General features: G+C 75.4%; 17 protein-coding genes. 1 reads left to right on the top strand and 16 read right to left on the bottom strand.

The features are described from left to right. Window positions 1–148: 148 nt before the first annotated feature. The 5 genes from AB0D08_RS28250 to AB0D08_RS28230 all read right to left on the bottom strand — a co-directional run bounded on the left by AB0D08_RS28250 (window position 149) and on the right by AB0D08_RS28230 (window position 3411). Window positions 149–568 carry a hypothetical protein gene (locus AB0D08_RS28250; protein WP_359892792.1) on the bottom strand — a complete coding sequence of 140 codons (420 nt, stop codon included), beginning with the start codon at window positions 566–568 and terminating at the stop codon, window positions 149–151. 379 nt (window positions 569–947) lie between these two features. Next, the gene (locus tag AB0D08_RS28245) at window positions 948–1697 is read right to left on the bottom strand and encodes an SDR family oxidoreductase (protein ID WP_033821486.1); all 750 of its coding nucleotides are present in this window, start codon (window positions 1695–1697) and stop codon (window positions 948–950) included. A 15-nt stretch (window positions 1698–1712) separates the two neighbouring features. Next, window positions 1713–1850, bottom strand: a complete 138-nt coding sequence (locus tag AB0D08_RS28240; RefSeq protein ID WP_359892791.1) for a hypothetical protein — start codon at window positions 1848–1850, stop codon at window positions 1713–1715. After that, window positions 1847–2836 carry a sporulation-delaying protein SdpB family protein gene (locus AB0D08_RS28235; protein ID WP_359892788.1) on the bottom strand — a complete coding sequence of 330 codons (990 nt, stop codon included), beginning with the start codon at window positions 2834–2836 and terminating at the stop codon, window positions 1847–1849. Before AB0D08_RS28235 ends, AB0D08_RS28240 begins: the two co-directional genes overlap by 4 nt. After that, the gene (locus AB0D08_RS28230) at window positions 2833–3411 is read right to left on the bottom strand and encodes a hypothetical protein (RefSeq protein ID WP_359892786.1); all 579 of its coding nucleotides are present in this window, start codon (window positions 3409–3411) and stop codon (window positions 2833–2835) included. The genes AB0D08_RS28235 and AB0D08_RS28230 overlap by 4 nt, the downstream gene beginning before the upstream one ends. 167 nt (window positions 3412–3578) lie before the next feature. Between AB0D08_RS28230 and AB0D08_RS28225 the strand changes: the two genes are divergently transcribed. Continuing rightward, window positions 3579–6758: a BTAD domain-containing putative transcriptional regulator gene (locus tag AB0D08_RS28225; protein WP_359892785.1), complete on the top strand. Its 3180-nt coding sequence runs from the start codon at window positions 3579–3581 to the stop codon at window positions 6756–6758. A 38-nt stretch (window positions 6759–6796) separates the two neighbouring features. Here the strand turns inward: AB0D08_RS28225 and AB0D08_RS28220 are convergent, their stop codons facing one another. Genes AB0D08_RS28220 through AB0D08_RS28170 form a run of 11 tightly spaced genes read right to left on the bottom strand, consistent with a single transcriptional unit; the run spans window position 6797 to window position 19135 of the window. Continuing rightward, window positions 6797–8185 carry an amidase gene (locus tag AB0D08_RS28220; protein WP_359892782.1) on the bottom strand — a complete coding sequence of 463 codons (1389 nt, stop codon included), beginning with the start codon at window positions 8183–8185 and terminating at the stop codon, window positions 6797–6799. Next, window positions 8178–9830 carry an aromatic amino acid ammonia-lyase gene (locus tag AB0D08_RS28215; RefSeq protein WP_063794494.1) on the bottom strand — a complete coding sequence of 551 codons (1653 nt, stop codon included), beginning with the start codon at window positions 9828–9830 and terminating at the stop codon, window positions 8178–8180. Before AB0D08_RS28215 ends, AB0D08_RS28220 begins: the two co-directional genes overlap by 8 nt. Further along, on the bottom strand, window positions 9827–10987 hold the full coding sequence (locus AB0D08_RS28210; RefSeq protein WP_033824274.1) for a 3-deoxy-7-phosphoheptulonate synthase: 1161 nt from the start codon (window positions 10985–10987) through the stop codon (window positions 9827–9829). Before AB0D08_RS28210 ends, AB0D08_RS28215 begins: the two co-directional genes overlap by 4 nt. Before the next feature lie 28 nt (window positions 10988–11015). Next, window positions 11016–12317: an ATP-grasp domain-containing protein gene (locus AB0D08_RS28205; protein WP_359892779.1), complete on the bottom strand. Its 1302-nt coding sequence runs from the start codon at window positions 12315–12317 to the stop codon at window positions 11016–11018. A 3-nt stretch (window positions 12318–12320) separates the two neighbouring features. Continuing rightward, window positions 12321–13619, bottom strand: a complete 1299-nt coding sequence (locus AB0D08_RS28200; RefSeq protein WP_033824277.1) for an MFS transporter — start codon at window positions 13617–13619, stop codon at window positions 12321–12323. After that, the gene (locus AB0D08_RS28195; RefSeq protein ID WP_359892777.1) at window positions 13612–14934 is read right to left on the bottom strand and encodes an ATP-grasp domain-containing protein; all 1323 of its coding nucleotides are present in this window, start codon (window positions 14932–14934) and stop codon (window positions 13612–13614) included. The genes AB0D08_RS28200 and AB0D08_RS28195 overlap by 8 nt, the downstream gene beginning before the upstream one ends. After that, entirely contained in the window at window positions 14931–16289 is a 1359-nt protein-coding gene (locus tag AB0D08_RS28190) for an amidase (protein WP_359892775.1), read from the bottom strand. The genes AB0D08_RS28195 and AB0D08_RS28190 overlap by 4 nt, the downstream gene beginning before the upstream one ends. Continuing rightward, entirely contained in the window at window positions 16289–17476 is a 1188-nt protein-coding gene (locus tag AB0D08_RS28185; protein ID WP_359892772.1) for an AMP-binding protein, read from the bottom strand. Before AB0D08_RS28185 ends, AB0D08_RS28190 begins: the two co-directional genes overlap by 1 nt. Then, window positions 17473–18444 (bottom strand): AMP-binding protein, encoded by a 972-nt coding sequence (locus AB0D08_RS28180; protein WP_051813960.1) that lies wholly within the window; start codon window positions 18442–18444, stop codon window positions 17473–17475. Before AB0D08_RS28180 ends, AB0D08_RS28185 begins: the two co-directional genes overlap by 4 nt. Then, entirely contained in the window at window positions 18441–18740 is a 300-nt protein-coding gene (locus tag AB0D08_RS28175; RefSeq protein ID WP_051813961.1) for an acyl carrier protein, read from the bottom strand. Before AB0D08_RS28175 ends, AB0D08_RS28180 begins: the two co-directional genes overlap by 4 nt. Then, window positions 18737–19135: a hypothetical protein gene (locus tag AB0D08_RS28170; protein WP_033824278.1), complete on the bottom strand. Its 399-nt coding sequence runs from the start codon at window positions 19133–19135 to the stop codon at window positions 18737–18739. The genes AB0D08_RS28175 and AB0D08_RS28170 overlap by 4 nt, the downstream gene beginning before the upstream one ends. Between the last annotated feature and the right edge of the window lie 7 nt (window positions 19136–19142).

Raw genomic sequence — 19142 nt, 5'->3', positions numbered from 1 at the left:
ATTTGGGCCGCGCGGGCGGGGGGACCCGCCCCCCCGGCCCCCCCCGGGGCGCGCGGGGCCCGCCCCCCGGGGGGGGGGCCCGGCCGGCGGGCGGGGTGGCTCCCGTCCGGCGCGCCGCGGTGACCTCGGTGACCTCGGTGACGACGGGTCAGCAGACGATGGTGATCGAGAACGGCCGGTCGCTGTCGACGGCCGCGCTGCCGGCGCTGGACGGTGTCGCGGTGCGGATGAAGAGCGTGTTGGAGCTCACCTTGCCGACCAGGACGGACGAGCTGCCCGGGCCGGGGTCGCTGCCGCCGTTGGTGTTGACGGTGCCCAGCAGTGCGCACTCGCCCAGGTCGGCCGTGGTGGTGATGTTGTAGCGGCCGTTGCCGAAGTGGCTGACGCCGGTGACGCCGGAGCCGCCGAGCAGTGCCCCGGCGGCGCTGACCTTGGCCCAGGCCGTGGTGGTGGCCGTGCTGCCCGTCGGCGCCTGCGGAGCGGCGGACGCGGACGACACGGCGAGCGTGCCGCCGATCGCGAGCGCCACCGCGGCGGCCGCGAGAGCCGGTTTCCTGAATCCGTTCACGGTTGTCTCCCTGCCGAAGAAGGACTCGGTACGGGTGAACCCGCCCCGGGCAGGGGCTCACCGGGCAGAAGCCTTCCCTGTCACGGCCGGTTGCGGGAGAGCGCCCGGCACGGTCGCCCCAGGACGACGGACCGTCGGGGCCGGGCCCGTGCTCCCGATGGGGGATTTCTCCTCCCACTTTTTGACGCGTACGCATCATTTCAACGGGGGTGGGTAGGGCAGCCCGAACCCCTCCCCCGGGCCTGGCGGGCGCGGTGACGTGGCTGCGCGCACGCGCCGCGGGCCAGGTGCCGCCGATCAGGCCATGGGCCGCGGGCGGCCGCCGGTCCCCGCAGCGGTCACGGGAGGGCCGCTGCGGGGGTGCGCCGACGGGGGGGGGTCAGCCGCGGCCGAGCAGGGCGCCGCCGTTGATCTGGAGGATCTGGCCGGTGACGAACCCGGCCTCGGGCGAGGCGAGGTAGCCGGTCATGGCGGCGATCTCGGCTGCCTGCCCGGCCTTGCCGACCAGGGTCTGGGAGATCCGGGCCGCGTGGCCGGCCGGGGTCATCCGGTCGCCGAAGAACTCGGTGGCCTCGATGTAGCCGGGCGCGATGATGTTGGCGGTGATGCCCGCGGCGCCGAGCGCGGTGGCCTGTTCGGCGTTCCACGGGTGGAGCGCCGCCTTCGCGCCGCCGTAGGTCCCCGGTCCGCGCAGGGCGGCGATCGAGGACAGCGTGACGATCCGGGCGCCCGGCCGGGTGAGCTGCGGGAGCAGCGCCTCGGTGAGCAGGACCGTCGGCAGGACGTTGCCCTCGAAGTTGGCCCGCCACTGCTCGGCGTACCCCGCCAGGGTGTCGGGCTGGTCGAGGCCGTAGAAGCCGCCGGCGTTGTTGACCAGGACGTCGACGGTGCGGCCGCCTTCGGCCAGTTGGGCGGCGACCTGTTCGACCTGCTGCGGGTCGCTGAGGTCGGCGGCCCGGTGGGTGAGCCGTTTGGCGTCGAGTTCCGCGTTGACCGCGTCGGCGGCCGCCGCGAGGGTCGCCTCTCGGCGGCCGAGGATCAGGACGTCGTCGCCGGCCTTGGCGAAGTGTTCGGCGATCGCCCGGCCGATGCCGCTGCCGCCACCGGATACCACTACGAGTCGGGACATCCCGGACTCTCCTTCCTAGCAGGGCCCGATCGAGGGGCACGGGTCCGAGGCCTGCTGCCGGTGCACGACCGGCTGCGAGGAGCCGGGCTGGGACACGATGGTGACGGTCGCCACCAGCGCGATGACCAACATCACGAGCCTGGTCGGGTTCATTCCGCTAATTCCCCTTGTATCCGCATCTGTTCACTGCTCCGGTCGAGTGTGGGTCGGACCGCCGCGCGAGCGGTCCTCGACCGGTCCTCAGTGTGCCCTCCGGTTACATCGGTTGTGCATCGGCGCTCCGCGGCGGCGGCCAGCACCAGTGCGATCATGGTCAGACCGAACCCGAACAGGCCCATCAGGGCGATGATTCCGGCGTGCAGCGCGACGGCTCCCGGGACGGCGGCCCGGCGGGCGCCGGCGGGCAGCAGCATGCCGGCGGCGAGGGCGAGTTCGAGGGCGATGACCGACCAGCCCAGCAGCCGCACCGACCAGCCGTGGCCGACCAGCGGGTCGGTCCACGGGCGCAGCGCCGCCGGGGCGCCCCAGTAGTGGCTGTGCAGGGTGTAGTACATCGCGGTGCCCTGGCGCCACACGGGGTCGAGCAGTTTGGAGAGGCCGGCCTGCCCGTAGATGATCAGGATCTGGGCGCGGAGCAGGAGATGGGCGGCGTAGCCGGCGCCGCGCCACTGCGGCGGGAGGGTGCCGGGGGTGCGCCGCCAGTGCCAGCGGCGGGTGTCGCCGAGCAGGATCACGGCCAGCAGCAGGGTGGCGATGCGGGCGGCCATGTCGCCGCCGTCGGCGAGGCCGGTGGCGGTGGTGAGGCTGAACGTGAGGTACCAGTGCGGCAGGCAGGTCCAGCGGGGCCGGTAGCCGGAGGCGATGACGGCGAGCGCGAGGGCGGCGACGGCCCGACGGGCCGTCATGGTGCCGTCGGCCGGGCCGAGACACCACAGGCCGAGTGCGCGGGAGCCGTCGCAGTACGGGGCGAGGGGGCCGTAGCCGCCGTGGGCGAAGAGCGCGGCGTCGGGGGTGCACAGCAGGGTGAGCAGTTGGGTGAGGGCGAGCAGGCTGCGGCCGGCCGCGATGCCGGGGCCGGGTGCGAAGCCGGCCAGGCCGGTGGCGAGCCGCCGGCCGAGCGCGGTGGACGGGGGTCTCATGGGCACTCCACCCGCAGGATCGCGGCGTCGTCGATCCGCCAGTGGCCGGCGTCGGGGGTGCCCCAGCGGGCCAGCGTCTCGCGGGTGAGGGCGATCGGCCCGCACAGGGTGGGGTGGGCGGCGGGGTTGCGGACGGCCGGCGCTGTGGGCGGTGTGGCCGTGGCGGGCGGCGGGGTGCAGTCGGCGAGGGTGGCGGCGTGGCACGGCTGCCAGGCGGTGGCCGGCAGGAGGTCGGCGAGGGCTTCGATCTCGCGGGCCTGGGTGCGGGGCGAGCGGTCGGGTCCCCAGCGGGTGGTGAGCGGGGCCTGCGGGGTGGTCAGGGCGGCGGTCCAGCCGGCCGGGCCGGCCCGGTAGGCGGCCAGCTCGGGGGCGTACTGGCCGTTGTCGAAGAGGTTCCAGCCCTGGGGCCACAGCAGCCAGGCCGCGTCGTGCGGGCGGGAGCCGGGGGCGGCGCCGCCGCTGCCGGGCGGGAGTTGGGCCAGCAGGGCGAGCAGCAGGACGGCCGTGAGCAGCGCGGCGGTCTGCCGGAACGCGCGTTCGGCGGTGGTCCGGGGGTCCTCCGGTCGGTGGTGCATGGGGTGGCGCGGTGCCTTCCGTCGGCCGGGTTGCTGCGGTGCCGTTGCGGTGTCGTTGCAGCGTGGTTGCCAACTGCTGGCGGGTTCACCGGAGTTCCGGATCAGTGTTATCGACTGCTGATATACATGCTTCCAGTTGTCCACCGCTACTCGAAGGACAGGGCCCCGTGAGCGACGAGGAGTGGGGAATCCAGCTGCTCGGCCCGCTCCGGGTCCAGGTCGGCGGACGGCCGTTGGACCTCAGCGGCCCGCGCCAGGAGAAAGTGCTGGCCGTCCTGGTCCTGGACGCCGACCGGGTCGTCCCGTTCGACACCCTGGTCGACGCCCTGTGGGACGACGCCCCGCCGGACACCGCCCGGCGCCAGGTGCACAACGCCATCGCGGCGCTGCGCCGCTGCCTCGGCCCGCTGCGCGACCTGATCGTCACCGACGGACGCGGCTACCGCGCCGACCTCTCCGGCGCCCCCGGCGGCCGCGAGCGGGTCGACGCCCACCGCTTCCTGCACCTGGTCCGCTCGGCCGACACGGCGCTCGCGGCCGGCCACCGGGCCGGGGCCGTCACCGCGCTCACCGACGGACTGGCCCGGTGGAACGGCCCGGCGCTGGCCGGACTCGACGGCCGCGCGGTACGGATCCTGGCGGGCCGCCTCGACGAGCAGCGCCTCACCGCCCTGGAGCGGCTGTTCGACCTGCGCCTGGACGAGGACGCGCCGGGATCGCTGGTCCCCGCGCTGGCCGAGCTGGTCGCCACCCACCCGCTGCGCGACCCGTTCCGCCGGCAGCTGATGCTGGCGCTCCACCGGGCCGGCCGGCAGGCCGACGCCCTCGAGGTGTACCAGCAGGGCCGCGCCCTGCTCGCCGCCGACCTGGGCCTGGACACCCGCGCCGAACTGCGCCTGCTGCACGAGCGGATCCTGCGCTGCGATCCCGCCCTGGACCGGCCCGCCACGGGACCCGGCGCACCGCCGCCCGCCCCCGCGACCGCCTCGGCCGCCGCTCCCCCGCCGGCACCGGCCGCGGCCGCCGCTGCCGTCCGGCCGGCCGCCGCAGCGGGCGGCGTCTTCCGCGCGCACCAGCGCCGCTTCCTGCCGTACGACGTCACCGACTTCACCGGCCGCGGCGAGGAGTTCCACCGCCTGGTGGCCCTCGCCGAGCAGGCCGCCCACCCCGACGGCCAGGACGGCGCCGGGAGTTCGACCCTGGTGGTGACCGCCGTCGACGGCATGGCGGGCATCGGCAAGACCACCCTCGCCGTCCGGGCCGCGCACGCGCTGGCCGACCGCTACCCGGACGGCCAGCTCTTCGTCGACCTGCACGGCCACACCCCCGGGCAGGAGCCCATCACCCCGGCCGCCGCCCTCGACCGGCTGCTGCGCCACCTCGGGGTCAGCCCCGAACGGATCCCCGACGGCGTCGAGCAGCGGGCGGCCGCCTGGCGGGCCGCGCTGGCCGGGCAGCGGGTGCTGGTCGTGCTGGACAACGCCCGGGACGTCGGGCACGTCCGGCCGCTGCTGCCGGGTGCCGGCAGCGCGCTCGTCCTGATCACCAGCCGGCGAAGACTCACCGCGCTCGACGGCGCCGTCAACCTGTCGCTGGAGGTACTCACCCCCCGGGACGCGGTGGAGCTGTTCGTGCGCATCGTCGGCGCGGACCGCGCCGAGGGCCGGCGCGCCGAGGTCGAGGACGTGGTCGCGCTCTGCGGCTGCCTGCCGCTGGCCATCCGGATCGCCGCCTCCCGGCTGCGGCACCGACCCGCCTGGAGCGTGGCCCACCTCGCCGACCGGCTGCGCGACCGGCAGCGGCGCCTCGCCGAGCTGGTGGCGGGCGACCGCAGCGTCGCCGCCGCCTTCGAGGTCTCCTACCTCCAGCTCGGCGAGGCCCAGCAGCGGATGTTCCGGCTGCTCGGCCTGCACCCCGGGCACGACTTCGACGCGGCCGGCGCCGCCGTACTCAGCGGCTGCACGGTGGCCGAGGCGGAGGTGATGCTGGAGGAACTGTTCGACACCCACCTGCTCGGCCAGCACACCGTGGGCCGCTACTACTTCCACGACCTGATCCGGCAGTACGCCCTGACCAAGGCCGAACACCAGGAACAGCGGACCGGCCGGGAGCAGGCGCTCGGGCGGCTGCGCCGGCACTACCTCAACCTGGCGCGCTGCGTCGCCGAACTCTCCGATCCGGGCCGGCCGTCCGTCCGGACCGTGGAGGCGCCGCGGGCGGTCCCGGGGCTGCGGACGGTCGCGGACGCGGCGGACCTGCTGGCCGCGGAGCGCGCCAACATCGTCGCGGTACTGGCCTGCCCCCCGGCCGGCGACGGCCTGGCGGAGCTCTGGCGGCTGGCGGTCGCGGTCGGCCCGTTACTGGTCCGCAACGGCTACGTCGAGGAGGCGCTGACCGGCTACCGGCACGCCCTGGACGCCGCCCGGGCCGCCGACGACCCGCACGGCCAGGCCGAGGTGCACACCAACCTCGCACTGGCCTACCGGGCGCTGGGCCGCTACGACGGCGCGGTCCGGTCGCTCGGGACCGCGCTGGAGCTGCACCGCGCCACCGGCGACCGCTACGGCGAGGCCCGCACACTGTGGACGCTCGGGCACGTCGGCCTGCTGCGCGGCGACTACCCGACGGTGCTGGAGCAGTACCGGGCGGCGCTGGAGATCTTCGAGCAGGTCGGCGCCGCCCGTGACCAGGCCGCCGTCCTGGGCAACATCGGCGTCGTGTACGGCTACCTGGCCGAGTACCGGCAGGCGCTGGCCCACCACCGGCGGGCGCTGGCCCTCAGCCGGGAGCTGGACAACCCGTTCCGGGAGGCCGTCGACCTGCTGAACGTCGGCTGGGTGCTCTCCCGGCTCGGCGACACCGGGGAGGCCTGGGGCTGCCTGGAACAGGCCCTGGCCAGGACCCGGGAACTCGGGGCCCGCGAGGTGGAGGCACAGGCCCGCTGGGCGTTCGGCGACCTGCTGCACCACTGCGGCGACCAGCCGGCGGCGCTGGAACGGGCCCGGGAGGCCCTGGTGCTGGCGAGGGAGATCGGCAGCCGGGACCTGGAGAGCCAGACCCTCAACCTGATCGGCGCCGTGCACCGCGCGCTCGGCGCGCCCGAGGCGGCCCGGGACTGCCACGAACGGGCGCTGGCGCTGGCCTCCGAACTCGGCCTCAGGTTCGAACAGGGCGTCGCCTGCGAGGGCCTGGCCCGGCTGGCGCTGGACGCCGGCGAGCGGCAGTCGGCGTCGGACCACTGCGACCGGGCGGTGGCCCTGTTCTCCCGGATGCACCCGCACCGCGCCGAGCTGCTGCGGGCCGACCTCGCCCGCGAGCGCCGTCCCGAGCCGAGCGGCGCACTGTAGCGGGCGGCCGCACACCTGTCCGGCCGCCCGCCGACCGTTCACGGGCGGGCCGGGTCCCCGGCCGTGCGGGCCGCCTCCCGGGCGAGCCCGATCAGCACCCCCTCGGCGCCGGGGCGTCCGACCAGCTGGACCGCCAGCGGCGCCGACCCGTCCGCGGTCCGGCCGACCGGGAAGGTGAGGGCGGGCAGTCCGGCGAAGCTCGCCACCGGGGTGTAGCCGATCTCCCGGTCGTAGTCCGGGTGGCCGGGGGTCACCAGGGACGACGCGGCGCGCTGCGCACCGACCGGGCGGGGCACGTCCGGGTCGAGCGGCAGCAGCCAGACGTCCACCCCGGCGTCGGCGAACAGCCGCGGCACCGCGGCCCGGGTCCGGGCCAGCTGCTCCTCGATCTCGCGGTGGCGGAGGTCGCCGATCGCGGCGCCGGAGTCGACGGCCCGGCGGGTGGAGGGTGACAGTTCGTCGGCGATCCGCGGGTCCCAGCCGTGGCTGCCCTGCCAGGCCTGCCGGGCGCACAGCTCCCAGGCGGCGCCGCGCAGGTCCCACAGGCCGCCGAGCCGGGTGGTGGCCACCCGGTGCCCGTGCGCGGCCAGCAGTTCGCCGGCGGTCTTCAGGGCGTCCAGGATCCCGGGCTCGGCGCCGCCCTCGGCGACCTCGGCCACCACGCCGATCCGCAGGCCCCGGTGGTGCTCGGCGCGCGGGATCGGCAGGCCGGACACCTCGGCCAGCAGCGCCAGGTCGTCGGCGGTTCGGGCGACCCAGCCTGGGGCGTCCATCGCGGGGCTGAGTGGCAGCATGCCGCGCAGGGCGGCCGGGTCGTGGGTCATCCGCAGGCCGACCACGCCGCAGCGGCCGGCCGGCCAGCGGACCGAGCCGAGCACGTCGGTGCCGAGCGCGAGGTCGCAGATGCCGGCGGCGACGGCGACGCCGCAGCCGGTGCTGGAGCCGGCCGGGTCGATCGTCGGGAACCAGGGGTTGCCGCAGCCGGAGCCGATGCCGATGTTGAGCTCGGTGGTGACCACCTTGGCCACGGTGGCCAGCCGGTGACCCTCGGTCAGGACGGCGGCGCTGCGCCCGGGGTGGTGGCGGTGGCGGCGCAGCCCGAGCCGGGTCGCGAACCCGGCCACGTCGACGGTGTCCTTGACGCCGAGCCGCAGCGCCGGCGCGTGCGGGCCGGCGGGCCGCAGTTCGGCGCAGGCCCGGTAGCGGTGGTCGGCCTCGCGGGCCCAGCCGTCGGCGAGCGCGTTCCACTCGGGGAGGGTGAGGGCGCCGTCGTCGAGCAGGGCGAGGCGTTCGCGCAGCGGCAGGGCGATCAGCGGCGGCGGGACGGCCTCCGGCGCGGGGTCCGGCGCGGGGTCCTGGGTGGTCCGCGGGCCGGCGGGCCGGTCGGCGGCGAAGTACGCGGCGACGGCGTGCGCGACGTCAGGCATGGGTGTCCTCCGTGATCCTGGCCGGCGGGCCGTCCTGGGCTGCCGGTGCAGGTGCGGGTGCGGGTGTCGCTTCGGCTGCGGCTCCCGAGGTGCGCAGTTCCTCGGCGAGGGCGGCGAGTTCGGTGTCCAGCCGGCGGTCGGCGGGCATGAACGCGAGGTGGCGGCGCACCTGCCGGTACACCTCGGCGGTGCCCGGGGCGAGCAGGTGGGCGCCGCGCAGGTCGGCGGCCTGGCACAGGGCTGCGAGCTGGATCGCGGCGGCCTCGTGCACCAGGGCGGTGACGGTGCGGGTGGAGCGGGCGCCGATGGTGGCCATGCTGACCTTGTCCTGGTTGTGGGCCTCGGTCGAGCGGGAGAACGCGGTGGCCGGCATTCCCAGCGAGAGCGCCTCGGCGACCAGCGCGGAGCAGGCGATCTGGGCGCCCTTGAAGCCGTGGTGCAGACCGGCCGCGGGGTCGTCGGCGGCGGTCGGGGCGGTCAGGCCGGCGGTCAGGCCGTTGCTGAACTTCTCGTCCACCACGCAGGCGAGCTGACGGTCCAGCAGGTCGCCGACGCTGGCGACGGCCACCCGCAGGCTGTCCATGGCGAGGCCGACGTGGCCGCCGTAGAAGTTGCCGCCGTTGTGGACGCGGTCGCCGTCCGGGTCGAACAGCGGGTTGTCGTTGGTGGAGTTGATCTCGGTGTCGAGCCACCGGTCCACCCAGTCGAGGGTGTCGTGCAGCACGCCGATCACGTGCGGGGCGCAGCGCACCGAGTAGCGGTCCTGGATGGGGTGGTCCAGCCGGCGGTAGCCCTCCTGGCCGTCGCCGGGCCGGTTGTCGCTCAGCACCCGGGCGTGGTCGCGGGCGAGCTGCGATCCGTCCAGCAGGGCGCGGATCCGGGCGGCCGAGCGGACCTGGCCAGGGTGGGGTTTCTGCCGGTGGATCACCGGGTGGTAGTGGTCGCGGTTGCCGAGCAGCACCTCGACGGCGAGCGCGGTGCAGGCCTCGGCGGTCCCGGCGAGGCGGCGGGCCTCGGCGGCGGCGTGGACGGCGAAGGCGGCCATGAAGGAGGTGCCGTTGATCAGGGCGAGTGCCTCCTTGGGCTGGAGGGCGAGCGGTCGCAGTCCGGCGGCGGCCAGTGCCTCGCGGGCGGGGCGGCGCCGGCCGTGGTGGACGGCGGTGCCTTCGCCGATCAGCAGTGCGGCCAGGTAGCAGAGCGGGACGAGGTCGCCGCTTGCGCCGACCGAGCCGCGTTCGGGGATCACGGGCAGCAGGTCGTGCCGCAGGCAGTCCAGGAGCAGGTCGACCACCTCGGGGCGGACCCCGGAGTAGCCGCGGGCCAGGCAGTTGGCGCGGATCAGCAGGGTGGCGCGGACCACCGGGGCGGGTGCCTCGGGGCCGCTGCCGACCAGGTGGTAGCGGATCAGGTGGTGCTGGAGTTCGGTGGCGTGCGCGGCGGGGATGTGGCCGATGTTGCGGTCGCCGAAGCCGGTGGTGACGCCGTAGAGCGGCTCGCCGGAGGCGACCAGGCGTTCGCGCAGGGCGACCGAGCGGCGCATCCGCTCGGTGGTGGGCCCGTCGAGGCCGACGGGTTCGCGCAGCGGGCCGCCGGTCAGCCGGGCGACGGTGGCGGGGGTGAGTTCGCCGGTGCCGAGGCGGATCATCCGGCCTCCTCGGTGAAGGCGGTGACGGCGAGGCGGGCCTGTTCGGGGTTGAGCCGCGGGTCGCAGGCGGTCCAGTAGCGGGGCTGGACGGCGGGGTCGTGGTGGGCGCCGACGCATTCGGTGACGTCGTCGGGGGTGAGTTCGAGGTGCAGGCCGCCGGGGTGCTGGCCGAGCCGGCGCAGCACCCGGACGCAGGAGCGGATCTCGGCGAGGACGGCGGTCATCCGGCGGATCTTGCGGCCGGCGGATGAGCGTTCGGTGTTGCCGTGCATCGGGTCGCAGATCCAGGCGGGCTGCAGGCCGGCCTCGGTGGCGGCGTGGACCAGCCGGGGCAGGACGGGTTCGACCAGGTCGGCGCCCAGGCGCAGGATGAAGGAGAGCCGGCCGGGGGTCCGGTCGGGGTCGAGGGCGGCGGCCAGGGCGGTGAGGTCGGCGGCGGTGGTGGTGGGGCCGAGTTTGACGGCGACCGGGTTGGCGGTGCCGGCGAGCGCGGCGACGTGTCGGCCGGCCGGGTCGCGGGTGCGTTCGCCGATCCACAGCAGGTGGGCGGAGCCGAGGTGGAGCTGTCCGCCGTCGGTGCGGGTGAGCGGGAGTTCGTAGTCGAGCAGCAGTGCTTCGTGGCTGGTGAACACCGGGCGGCCGCCGGCGGCGTGTTCGGCGTCGAGGTGGCGGTGGATCTCGGCGGACAGCCGGTGGGCGGTGAGCAGGCGTTCGGGGTCGGGGGTGCGGGCCTCGGCGGTGGGCCGGGTGTCGTTGACCGCGTCGCCGCGGTAGACGGGCAGGTTTTCGCCGTAGGGGCCGGGTTCGAAGGGCTGGGAGCGGGGTTTGGCGAACTGGCCGGCGATCCGGCCGACGGCGGTCGTCTCGCGGCCGGTGCCGCTCTCCACCAGGTCGGCGAGTTCGCCGAGTTGGGCGGCCTTGCGGCGGACGGTGTGGGCGGACACCTCGGCGAAGAGTTCGGCGCAGTCGCCGCCCTGGATCAGGTGGGCGCGGCCGGCGGCGACCTCGGCGAGGCGCCGGCGCAGGTCCAGGCAGTCCGCCGGGGCGACCAGCGGGGGCTGTTCGCGCAGCCTGGCGGTGACCTGGTCGACGGCCGCCCGGTCGGGCCACCCGGCTTCGGGGGCGGGCGCCGTCTCGGCGGTGAACAGTGCTGACATGGTCGGGTGCCGTCCGTTCGGTGTCGGGTCAGTCTCGGGTCCGCAGGGCGATCGCGGCGAGGCAGTGCTCCTCGATCGCGTCCAGCTCGCCGGGGGTGGCGGCGTCGACCACGAACATCGCGGCCCGGTCGCCGGACTGGCGGATCGGGGCGAGGCGGGTGCCGGCCGGTTTGAGGGCGACGATGCAGCGCAGTGCGGCCGGGTCGCCGGGGGTGGCGCAGTCGGCGACCTGGGCGCGGACCTCGGCCGGGTCGAACCACTGCGGTTCCGTGGCGAGGCCGGGCCGGACGTCGAGGCCGGCCAGGACGCCGGGTCCGTGCGGGAGGTAGACCTGGCGGGCGTAGCGCTGCGGGCGGGCCGGGCGGGGCCGTTCGCCGAGGGCGACGGCGACGACGGCGTCCTCCAGCGGGGCGAGGGTGGCGAGCCAGTGCAGCGCCATGATGCTGTCGCCGGGCGGGCGGGCGGCGATCTCGATCAGGGCGATCCGCCCGTCGGGGCCGATCCGGTACTCGGCGTGAGCCATGCCGGTGTCGAAGGCGAGCCGGTCGAGGACGGCGCGGTGGACGGCGTGCAGCCGTTCGCGGGTGGGGTCGTCGAGGCCGGGGGCGGGGGTGGTGTGGCCCATCTCGACGAAGTAGTCGCCGGTGGTCTCGGTGGTGCGCTTCTCGGTGGTGCCGAGGTAGTGGACCTCGCCGTGCAGGCTGAGCGATTCGACGGAGTACTCGGGGCCCTCGGCGCGCCGTTCGAACAGCAGTGTCTCCTCCGGTCCGTACGCGTCGAGGCTGTCCAGCAGTGCGGTGCGGTCGGCGACCAGGCGGACCCCGGAGCTGGCGAGCCGGCCGACCGGCTTGACGACCAGGGGGAAGCCGTCCCAGGCGGCGGCGGTCTCGGTGCGGCGGCCGGCGGGGACCAGGGTGGATCCGGGGCTCCAGTCGGCGAGGTAGCGGCGCTGGAGGTGCTTGTTGCGGCAGACCCGGGCGGCCCGCAGGCCGGGTGAGCGGACGCCTAGCAGGTCGGCGACGACGGCGGCGCCCTCGACGTACTCCTCGCGCAGGCAGCACAGGCCGCGGATGTCGTACTCCCGGGCCCAGGCGGCGGCCCGGTCGGCGAGGGCGGCGTGGTCGTCGGCGTCGGTCAGGGCGGCGTCGGCGATCCGGGAGAGCGGGTGGCCCGGGGTGTGGCGGCCGGCCAGCAGGGTGGCGGCGTGCGGGCCGGGTGCGTCCAGGACCAGCAGGTCGAGGCCGCGGGCGCGGGCGGCGTCCAGCCAGCGCTGGTTCCAGGCCACGGTGAGTCCGCCGAGCAGCAGCAGGGCGGGGCGTCGGTTCGGCACGGGTTACCTTCCGGTTCCGGCGGGTGCGAGTTCGGGTTCGTTCTCCGGGGGCCGGGACTCGACCCGCCGGACGATGGTGCTGGTGGTCATGACGATGCCGAGGATCAGCACGCCCAGGCCGCAGCACAGGTAGATCAGCCGGAGCGTCAGGGTGGAGACGAAGGCGGCGAGGACGATGTACACGCCCATCCGGCAGATCCCGACGGTGGTGATCAGCAGGGCCATCACCCGGCCCTGGATGTCGACCGGGACCTGTTCCTGGACCCGGGTGCGGAAGATGTAGAACGCCTGGAAGTTGATGCCGGCCAGGGCGTAGAAGACCATCGGCTGGGCGAGTCCGTCGGCCTGCCAGAGCAGGATCAGGGTCAGGCCCATGCCGATCAGGCCGTAGCAGGCGAGCCGGTCGCGGTTGAAGCGGGCGGTCAGCAGCGGCAGGGCGAGTCCGCCGAGGATGGCGCCGACGGCGAACATCGCGTCGATGAAGCCGAGGCCGCTGGCGCCGACCTCCAGCACGTTCTCGGCGTACGGCGCGACCAGGGTGTTCATCATGTACAGCACGGCGAACAGCACCAGCAGCATGGTGTACGAGGGCAGCGTCGCCGGGTGGGTGCGCAGGTAGGTGAAGCCGGCGGCGGCGCGGCGGACGGTCTCGCGCCAGCCGTCGCCGCCGTCCTTGGTGATGGTGCGGGTGCTCCGGACGCCGGAGACGAACAGCGCGGAGGCGGTGAAGGAGACCAGGTTGATGCCGAGCACCCAGGTGACCGAGGAGGCGGCGATCAGGAAGCCGCCGACGGCGGTGCCGATGACGTTGCCGATCTGGACGGCGACGCCGGTGGTGGCGTTGGCGGCGAGCAGTTTCTGGACCGGGACGATCTCGCGGACCATGGTGGTGCCGGTGGGTACGGCGGTGGACTCGGTGAGGCCGAGCACGAAGACCATCACGAACACGTGCCAGGTCCTCAGGTGGCCGGTGGCCTGGAGCGTGACGGTGGTGGCCAGGGTGAGGACGGAGACCAGGTCGGCGCAGACGAACACCCAGCGCCGTTCGAACCTGTCGATCGCCACGCCGATCAGCGGGCCGAAGAAGACGCCGGGGATGGCCGCGGTGAGCAGCACCAGGGCGACCGCCCGGGGGCTGTCGGTCATCTGGAGCACCAGCAGGCAGTTGGCGATGAACTGCATGCCGTTGCCGATGTTGGTGACCAGCATGGCGGCGGCGATCCGGCGGTAGCCGGGCGGGCGCAGCGGGTCGAGGCGTTCGCGGACCAGGCCGCGCAGGGTCTGGGCGCGGGAGTCAGCCACGGGGTTCGACCTCCACGGTCAGGGCGGCGTCGACGCGGGCCTGCAGGGCGTCGAGTTCGGCGGGGGTGGGGGCGTCGATGACGTACATCGCGGAGCGGTCGGAGGAGGCGCGGATGGCGGCGAGTTCGTCGCCGCGGGAGCGGCCGGCGACGATCATGTGGATGGCGCCGGGTTCGTCGTCGAGGGGCTTGACGGCGGGCCACATCCAGCGGTCGGCGAGCCAGCTGACCTCGGTGTCCAGGCCGGGGGCGGTGATGTCGCGCAGCACGCCGGGGGTGTGCTCGGGGTAGACCTGGCGGACGTAGCGGCGCGGCTCGGGGTAGCGGGTGGGCTCGCCGAGGGCGACGGTGAGCATCGCCTCCTCCAGCGGGGCGCCGGTGGCCAGGTGGTAGAGGGTGAGGATGTTGTCGCCGCCGGCCCGGGCGGCGATCTCCATCAGCCGGACGGTGCCGTCGGGGGCGATCCGGTACTCGGCGTGGGCGATGCCGTCGCGGAAGTCGAGGCGGCGCAGGACGGCGGCGTTGACGTCGAGCAGGGCGGCGCGGGTGGCGTCGTCCAGGTCGGGGTCGGGGACGGTGTGGCCGAGTTCGACGAACCAGCGGGCGGCGCCGTCCTCGCCCTCGTTGGTGCGCTTGCCGGTGACGGCGGCGAAGACCGGCTCGCCGTGCTGGACCAGGGATTCGACGGAGACCTCGTGGCCGTGGGCGAGTTCTTCGACCAGCAGCGGTTCGGCGGTGTCGCGGTCGGCGAGGACGGCGTTGAGCGCGGCGGGGTCGTCGACCCGTTCGACGCCGGAACTGGCCTGGCCGTCGAGGGGTTTGACGACGGCCGGGTAGTGGGTCCAGGCGGCGGCGCGTTCGGCGCGTTCGGCAGGCGGGAGCAGGACCGAGCGGGGGCTCCAGTCGGCGAGGTAGCGGCGCTGGAGCAGTTTGTTGCGGCAGACCCGGCCGGCCCGCAGGCCGGGGGCGGGCAGGCCGAGCAGGTCGGCGACGACGGCGGTGGCCTCCACGTAGTCCTCGCCGAACGGGACGACGGCCCGGATGGTGTGTCCGGCGGCCTGCCAGTCGAGGATCTGCTGGACGATCTCCTCGTGGCGCTCGCCGGGGAGCCAGGCCAGCTCGGCGAGGCCGGCCAGCGGGTGGTCGGGCTGCTCGCGGCGGGCCTGGTCGAAGCGGCGGGCGCGGGGGGTGTCGGCGTCGATGCCGAGCACGGTCAGGCCGCGGCGCCGGGCGGCGGGGACCAGTTCGGGGTAGCGGCCGCCCAGCATCGCGCCGAGCAGGACCACCGTGCCGGTCTCGGTCGGTGTTGTCGTCATGCGTGTGCCGTCCGTCTCATCGTGTGGGCGATCGCCCCGGCCAGGTCTTCGAGGGTTTCGGCGACGGCGACCAGCAGGTCGTCGTGGCCGGGGGCGGCCAGTACCTGGACGCCGAGCGGGGAGTCCTGCTCGCTGAGGGCGAGCGGGAGGGCCAGCACCGGCAGCCGGGCGTAGTTGGCGATCAGGGTGAGTTCGCCGCCGCCGGGGGCGGTGCTGTCGAGGGCGCCGCCGGTCAGGGTGCTCGCGGCGGGCGGGCCGGCCAGGTCGGGCAGGCCGGCCTCCAGCGGCAGCACCAGGATGTCGATCTGTTCGGTGAGCAGGGCGGTGAGCAGCTTCTCGGCCCGGTCCTGGCCGTCCTTGAGGGCGGCGTGGCGGGTGTCGTCGGTGGTGGCGCCGCGGCGGACGGCGGCCAGGGTGTCGGGTCCGACGGTGACGCCGGGGGCGTCGAGGACGGGGGCGTAGCTGTCGTGGGCCTCGCGGGCGAGGAGTTCGCCGGCGGGGGCGCGCAGTGCCCAGACGGTGTCCAGGCCGTCGGGGGCGACGGGCCGGTGGCCGTGGTCGGCGAGGACCCGGTGGACGGCGTCCAGCAGGGCGGCCACCTGCGGGTGCAGGGCTTCGCCGGGGGGCGCGGCGGCGGCGTACCGCAGCTGCCGGGGTGCGGTGACGGGCACGGCGCCGAAGCAGTCGGCGAGGGCGTGGTGGCGCCAGAGCCAGCCGAGGTCGGCGGCGGTGCGGGTGACCAGGCCGACCGATTCCATGCTCGGGGAGACGGCGTGGACGCCGGCCAGCAGGGCGGGGTGCGGGGTGGCGCGCAGGGCGGTGACGCCGCAGTAGATCGCGGGCCAGCGCAGCGAGCCGCCGGAGTCGCTGCCCACCGAGACGTCGCAGAAGCCGGCGGCGACGGCGACGGCGGAGCCGCAGGAGGACCCGGCGGTGGACACGTGCGGGTGGCGCGGGTTGCTGCTGGGTTTGGTGGTGCCGAGCGCGCATTCGGTGGTGGTGACCTTGCCGACGCAGGTCAGGCCGCGGGCGGCGAGGCGGGTGGCGATCTCGGCGGAGTGGGCGGGGTAGTCGCGGTAGCCGCTGCGGATGCCGAGCCGGGTGGGGCGGTCCGCGACGTGGATGGTGTCCTTGTAGCTGACCGAGGTGGTCTCGGGGACGGGTGCGTCGGCGGTGTCGGCGGGCCGCCAGTCGGTGAAGGCGCGCACCAGCGGGTCGGTGCGGCGGATGTGGTCGAGCAGGGTGGCGCGGTAGGCGGCGGGGTCGAGTGCGCCGGTGTCGAGGCGGCGGCGGCGTTCGGCGAGCGGCAGCAGCAGGTCGGGCGGGACGGTGAGCGGTCGGTCCTGGGTGGGCATCAGCCGGCCGCCGCCCAGAGCAGGTCGGGGGTCTTGCCGGTGCGCGGGTTGGCGCTCAGCTCGTCGGCGCGCCGGATCCGGAACTCCTCGTCGTCGCCGCGCAGGGCGAAGCCGAGGTCGATCTGCGAGGCGAGCAGGTGGGCGCGGACGCTCTCGTCGGTGACGGCGGCGTCGGCGACGACCCTGACCTCCAGCTGCTCGGCGATCCCGGCGGCGCCGGTGAGGACGATCTGGGCGGCGTGCACGCCCGGCAGTTCCTTGGCGATCTGCACCAGCTGCTGCGGGCTGACCAGGGTGCCGGCGAACTTGACCAGGGAGCTCTCCCGGCCGGCGATCCGCAGGGTGTCGCCGGGGCGGCCGCAGCGGCAGGTGACGGGTTCGGCGCGGTCGCCGATCCGGTAGCGGATGACGGGGGCGACCGCGCCGGGGTGCAGGGTGGTCACCAGGACGGCGCCGTCGACCAGTTCGACGTGCTGGTAGGGCACCAGGTGGAAGGTGTCGGTCGGGCAGTCGGGTCCGTTGTGGCCGATCACCCAGGTCTCGGTGGAGCCGTAGTTGCCCCACAGGCCGAAGCCGGGGGCGACGCGGTCGCGCAGTTCCGGCAGGGCGGGGTCGCAGGGCTCGCCGAACCAGATGCCGGCCCGCAGCGTGCTCGCGAACCGGTGGCCGGTGCGCTCGCAGTACCGCAGGATGCGCAGCAGCTGGGAGGGGGTGCCGGCGACGGCGGTGGTGCCGTGCCGGGTGAGGAAGTCCAGCCACTGGCCGAGTTCCTCGTCGGCGATGTAGCCGAGGCCGATGACGTCGGCGCCGGCCAGTTCGGCGAGCCGGTTGTAGCAGTAGTGCGCGGACCAGAGCCGGCCCGGGCTGGCGAGGTTGGCGAGGACGTCGGTGGGGCCGAGCGGCTGCCAGTGCCGGGTGAGTTCGCCGAGGTGCATCTCGGTGGGGATCCACGCGAGCTTGGGTTCGGCGGTGCTGCCGCCGCTGGTGAACAGGTACGCGGAGGCGGGGCGGGGGCGCTGGGCGGCGGCCTGTTCGGCGGCGGCGGTGACGTCCTCGCGGGTCATCTCGGGCAGCGCGCTGACGTCGAAGTCGCCGGTCAGGTCGAGCGCGCGGTACTTGTCGCGGAAGTGCGGGAACCTGGTGGCGGCGCGGGCAAGGGTGCGCAGGGCGGCGTCGGTGTCGTTCATCGGACCTCCCGGGTGGGTGGGGCGGGCGCGGGGAGCGGGTGCAGGGCGCGGGGCTGTTCGGCGGCGGGCAGCGCGCGGACGGCGGCGGCGAGGCGGGCCAGCAGGCCAGGGTCGTCGGTGGCGGCGTGCACCGAGAACCATTCGCCGCGCAGCGGGTCCGGTTCGGCCCGGCAGGCGAGCGCGACGCCGGGGACGGCTGCGGCGAGGCGGGCGGTGAGGTGGTCGAGGTCGACCCGGACGCCGTTGACCTTGACCAGCCGGTTGGCCCGGCCGTGCCAGTGGAAGGTCCGCTCGTCGGGTGCGGTGACCAGGTCGCCGGTGGCGGTGGCGGCCGGGACCTCCTCGCCCGGGCGGCGGGCCAGCCGGGGGCTCGTCACCCGCAGCAGCCGGCTGCCGTCCGGCCGGCGGTCCCGGGCCTGCTCCTGTTCCTGCTCCGGGGCGAAGCGGGTGTCCTCGGCGAGGGTCCACTCCCCCGCGCCGCCGCTGCGGGTGGCGATCAGTCCGGTCTCCGTGGAGCCGAACAGCTCGACCAGCCGGGCCCGTTCGCCGAGGGCGGCGACCAGCTCGCGGGCGCCGGCCGGCAGCACGGCGCTGCTGTGCACCAGTACGATCCGCTCGGCGCGGGCCAGTTCGGGCAGGCAGCGGGCGAGCACGGCGAAGGCGGCGGGCACCGCGGCGACCAGCGGGCGGCGCCAGCGGGTCACGGTCCTGGCCAGCGGCGCGGTCAGGCCGGCCTGGAGGCAGGGCACGTCCAGCAGCCGGGGGACGGCCAGGCCCATCAGGTGCCCGTACAGGTGCCGGGGCGGTGCGTAGCTGAGGACGCCGTCGATGCCGCCGTCGGCGCACAGGGCGGTCAGCAGGCGGGCCTCGGCGTCGATCTGGGCGGGGTCGCGCAGCCACTGCTGCGGGGGTCCGGTGGAGCCGGAGGTGGCGAACGCGACGGGTGCGTCCGGCCGGTGGACGGTCACGGGAGCAGTCCGAGGACGGCCGCGTCGCGCTGCTTGCGTTCGATCAGGGCGGCGATGGTGGCGACGCTGAAGAAGGTGGAGCGCAGGTCGTCGACGACGAGGTCGACCGGGACGCCGAACTCCTTCTCCACCAGGCCGACGGCGTCCAGGACGCCGAGGCTGTCGTAGCGTTCGGGGACGATCTCGGCGAGCGAGACCTCGTCGTCGGCGGCGGCCAGCGGGTGGCCCAGCAGGGTGGCCAGCGCCTCCCTGAGGCGGTCGCGCAGGGGGGCGGCGGTGGCCGGGGTGGCGTTCACGGGGTCTCCTGGGTGGGCTCGGCCCAGGCGGTGCCCGGGGTGAAGTGGTCGGCCGGGTCGGTCGGTTCGAACGAGACGAAGATCCGGTCGACCGGGATCCGGGTGCTCAGCGCGGCCCGGACCGCGAGGGCGTAGCTTCGCCGGAAGGCGGCGTCGCGCTCGTGCGAAACCACGCAGGTGACGAGGGCGAACAGGTTGGTGGCGAGGTCCTCGCCGGGGGCGCCGCCGAGCGGGAACGGGCCGCTGAACACCCGGTGGCCGGGCAGGTCGGCGAAGCGGGTCAGCACGTGGTTGAGGTCGACGCCCTGCTGGCGCCACCAGAAGCTCAGCCGTTTGGCGACCTCCCGCTCGAACAGCGGATCGGACAGCGGGGTCTCGACCTTGGTGGTCGGCACGGTGGGA

It is taken from the genome of Kitasatospora sp. NPDC048540, from assembly GCF_040651175.1.
In the GTDB taxonomy this organism is placed as follows: Bacteria; Actinomycetota; Actinomycetes; order Streptomycetales; family Streptomycetaceae; genus Kitasatospora.
Note: the sequence above shows the minus strand (reverse complement) of the source record. Positions and strands in the feature narration are given on the sequence as shown.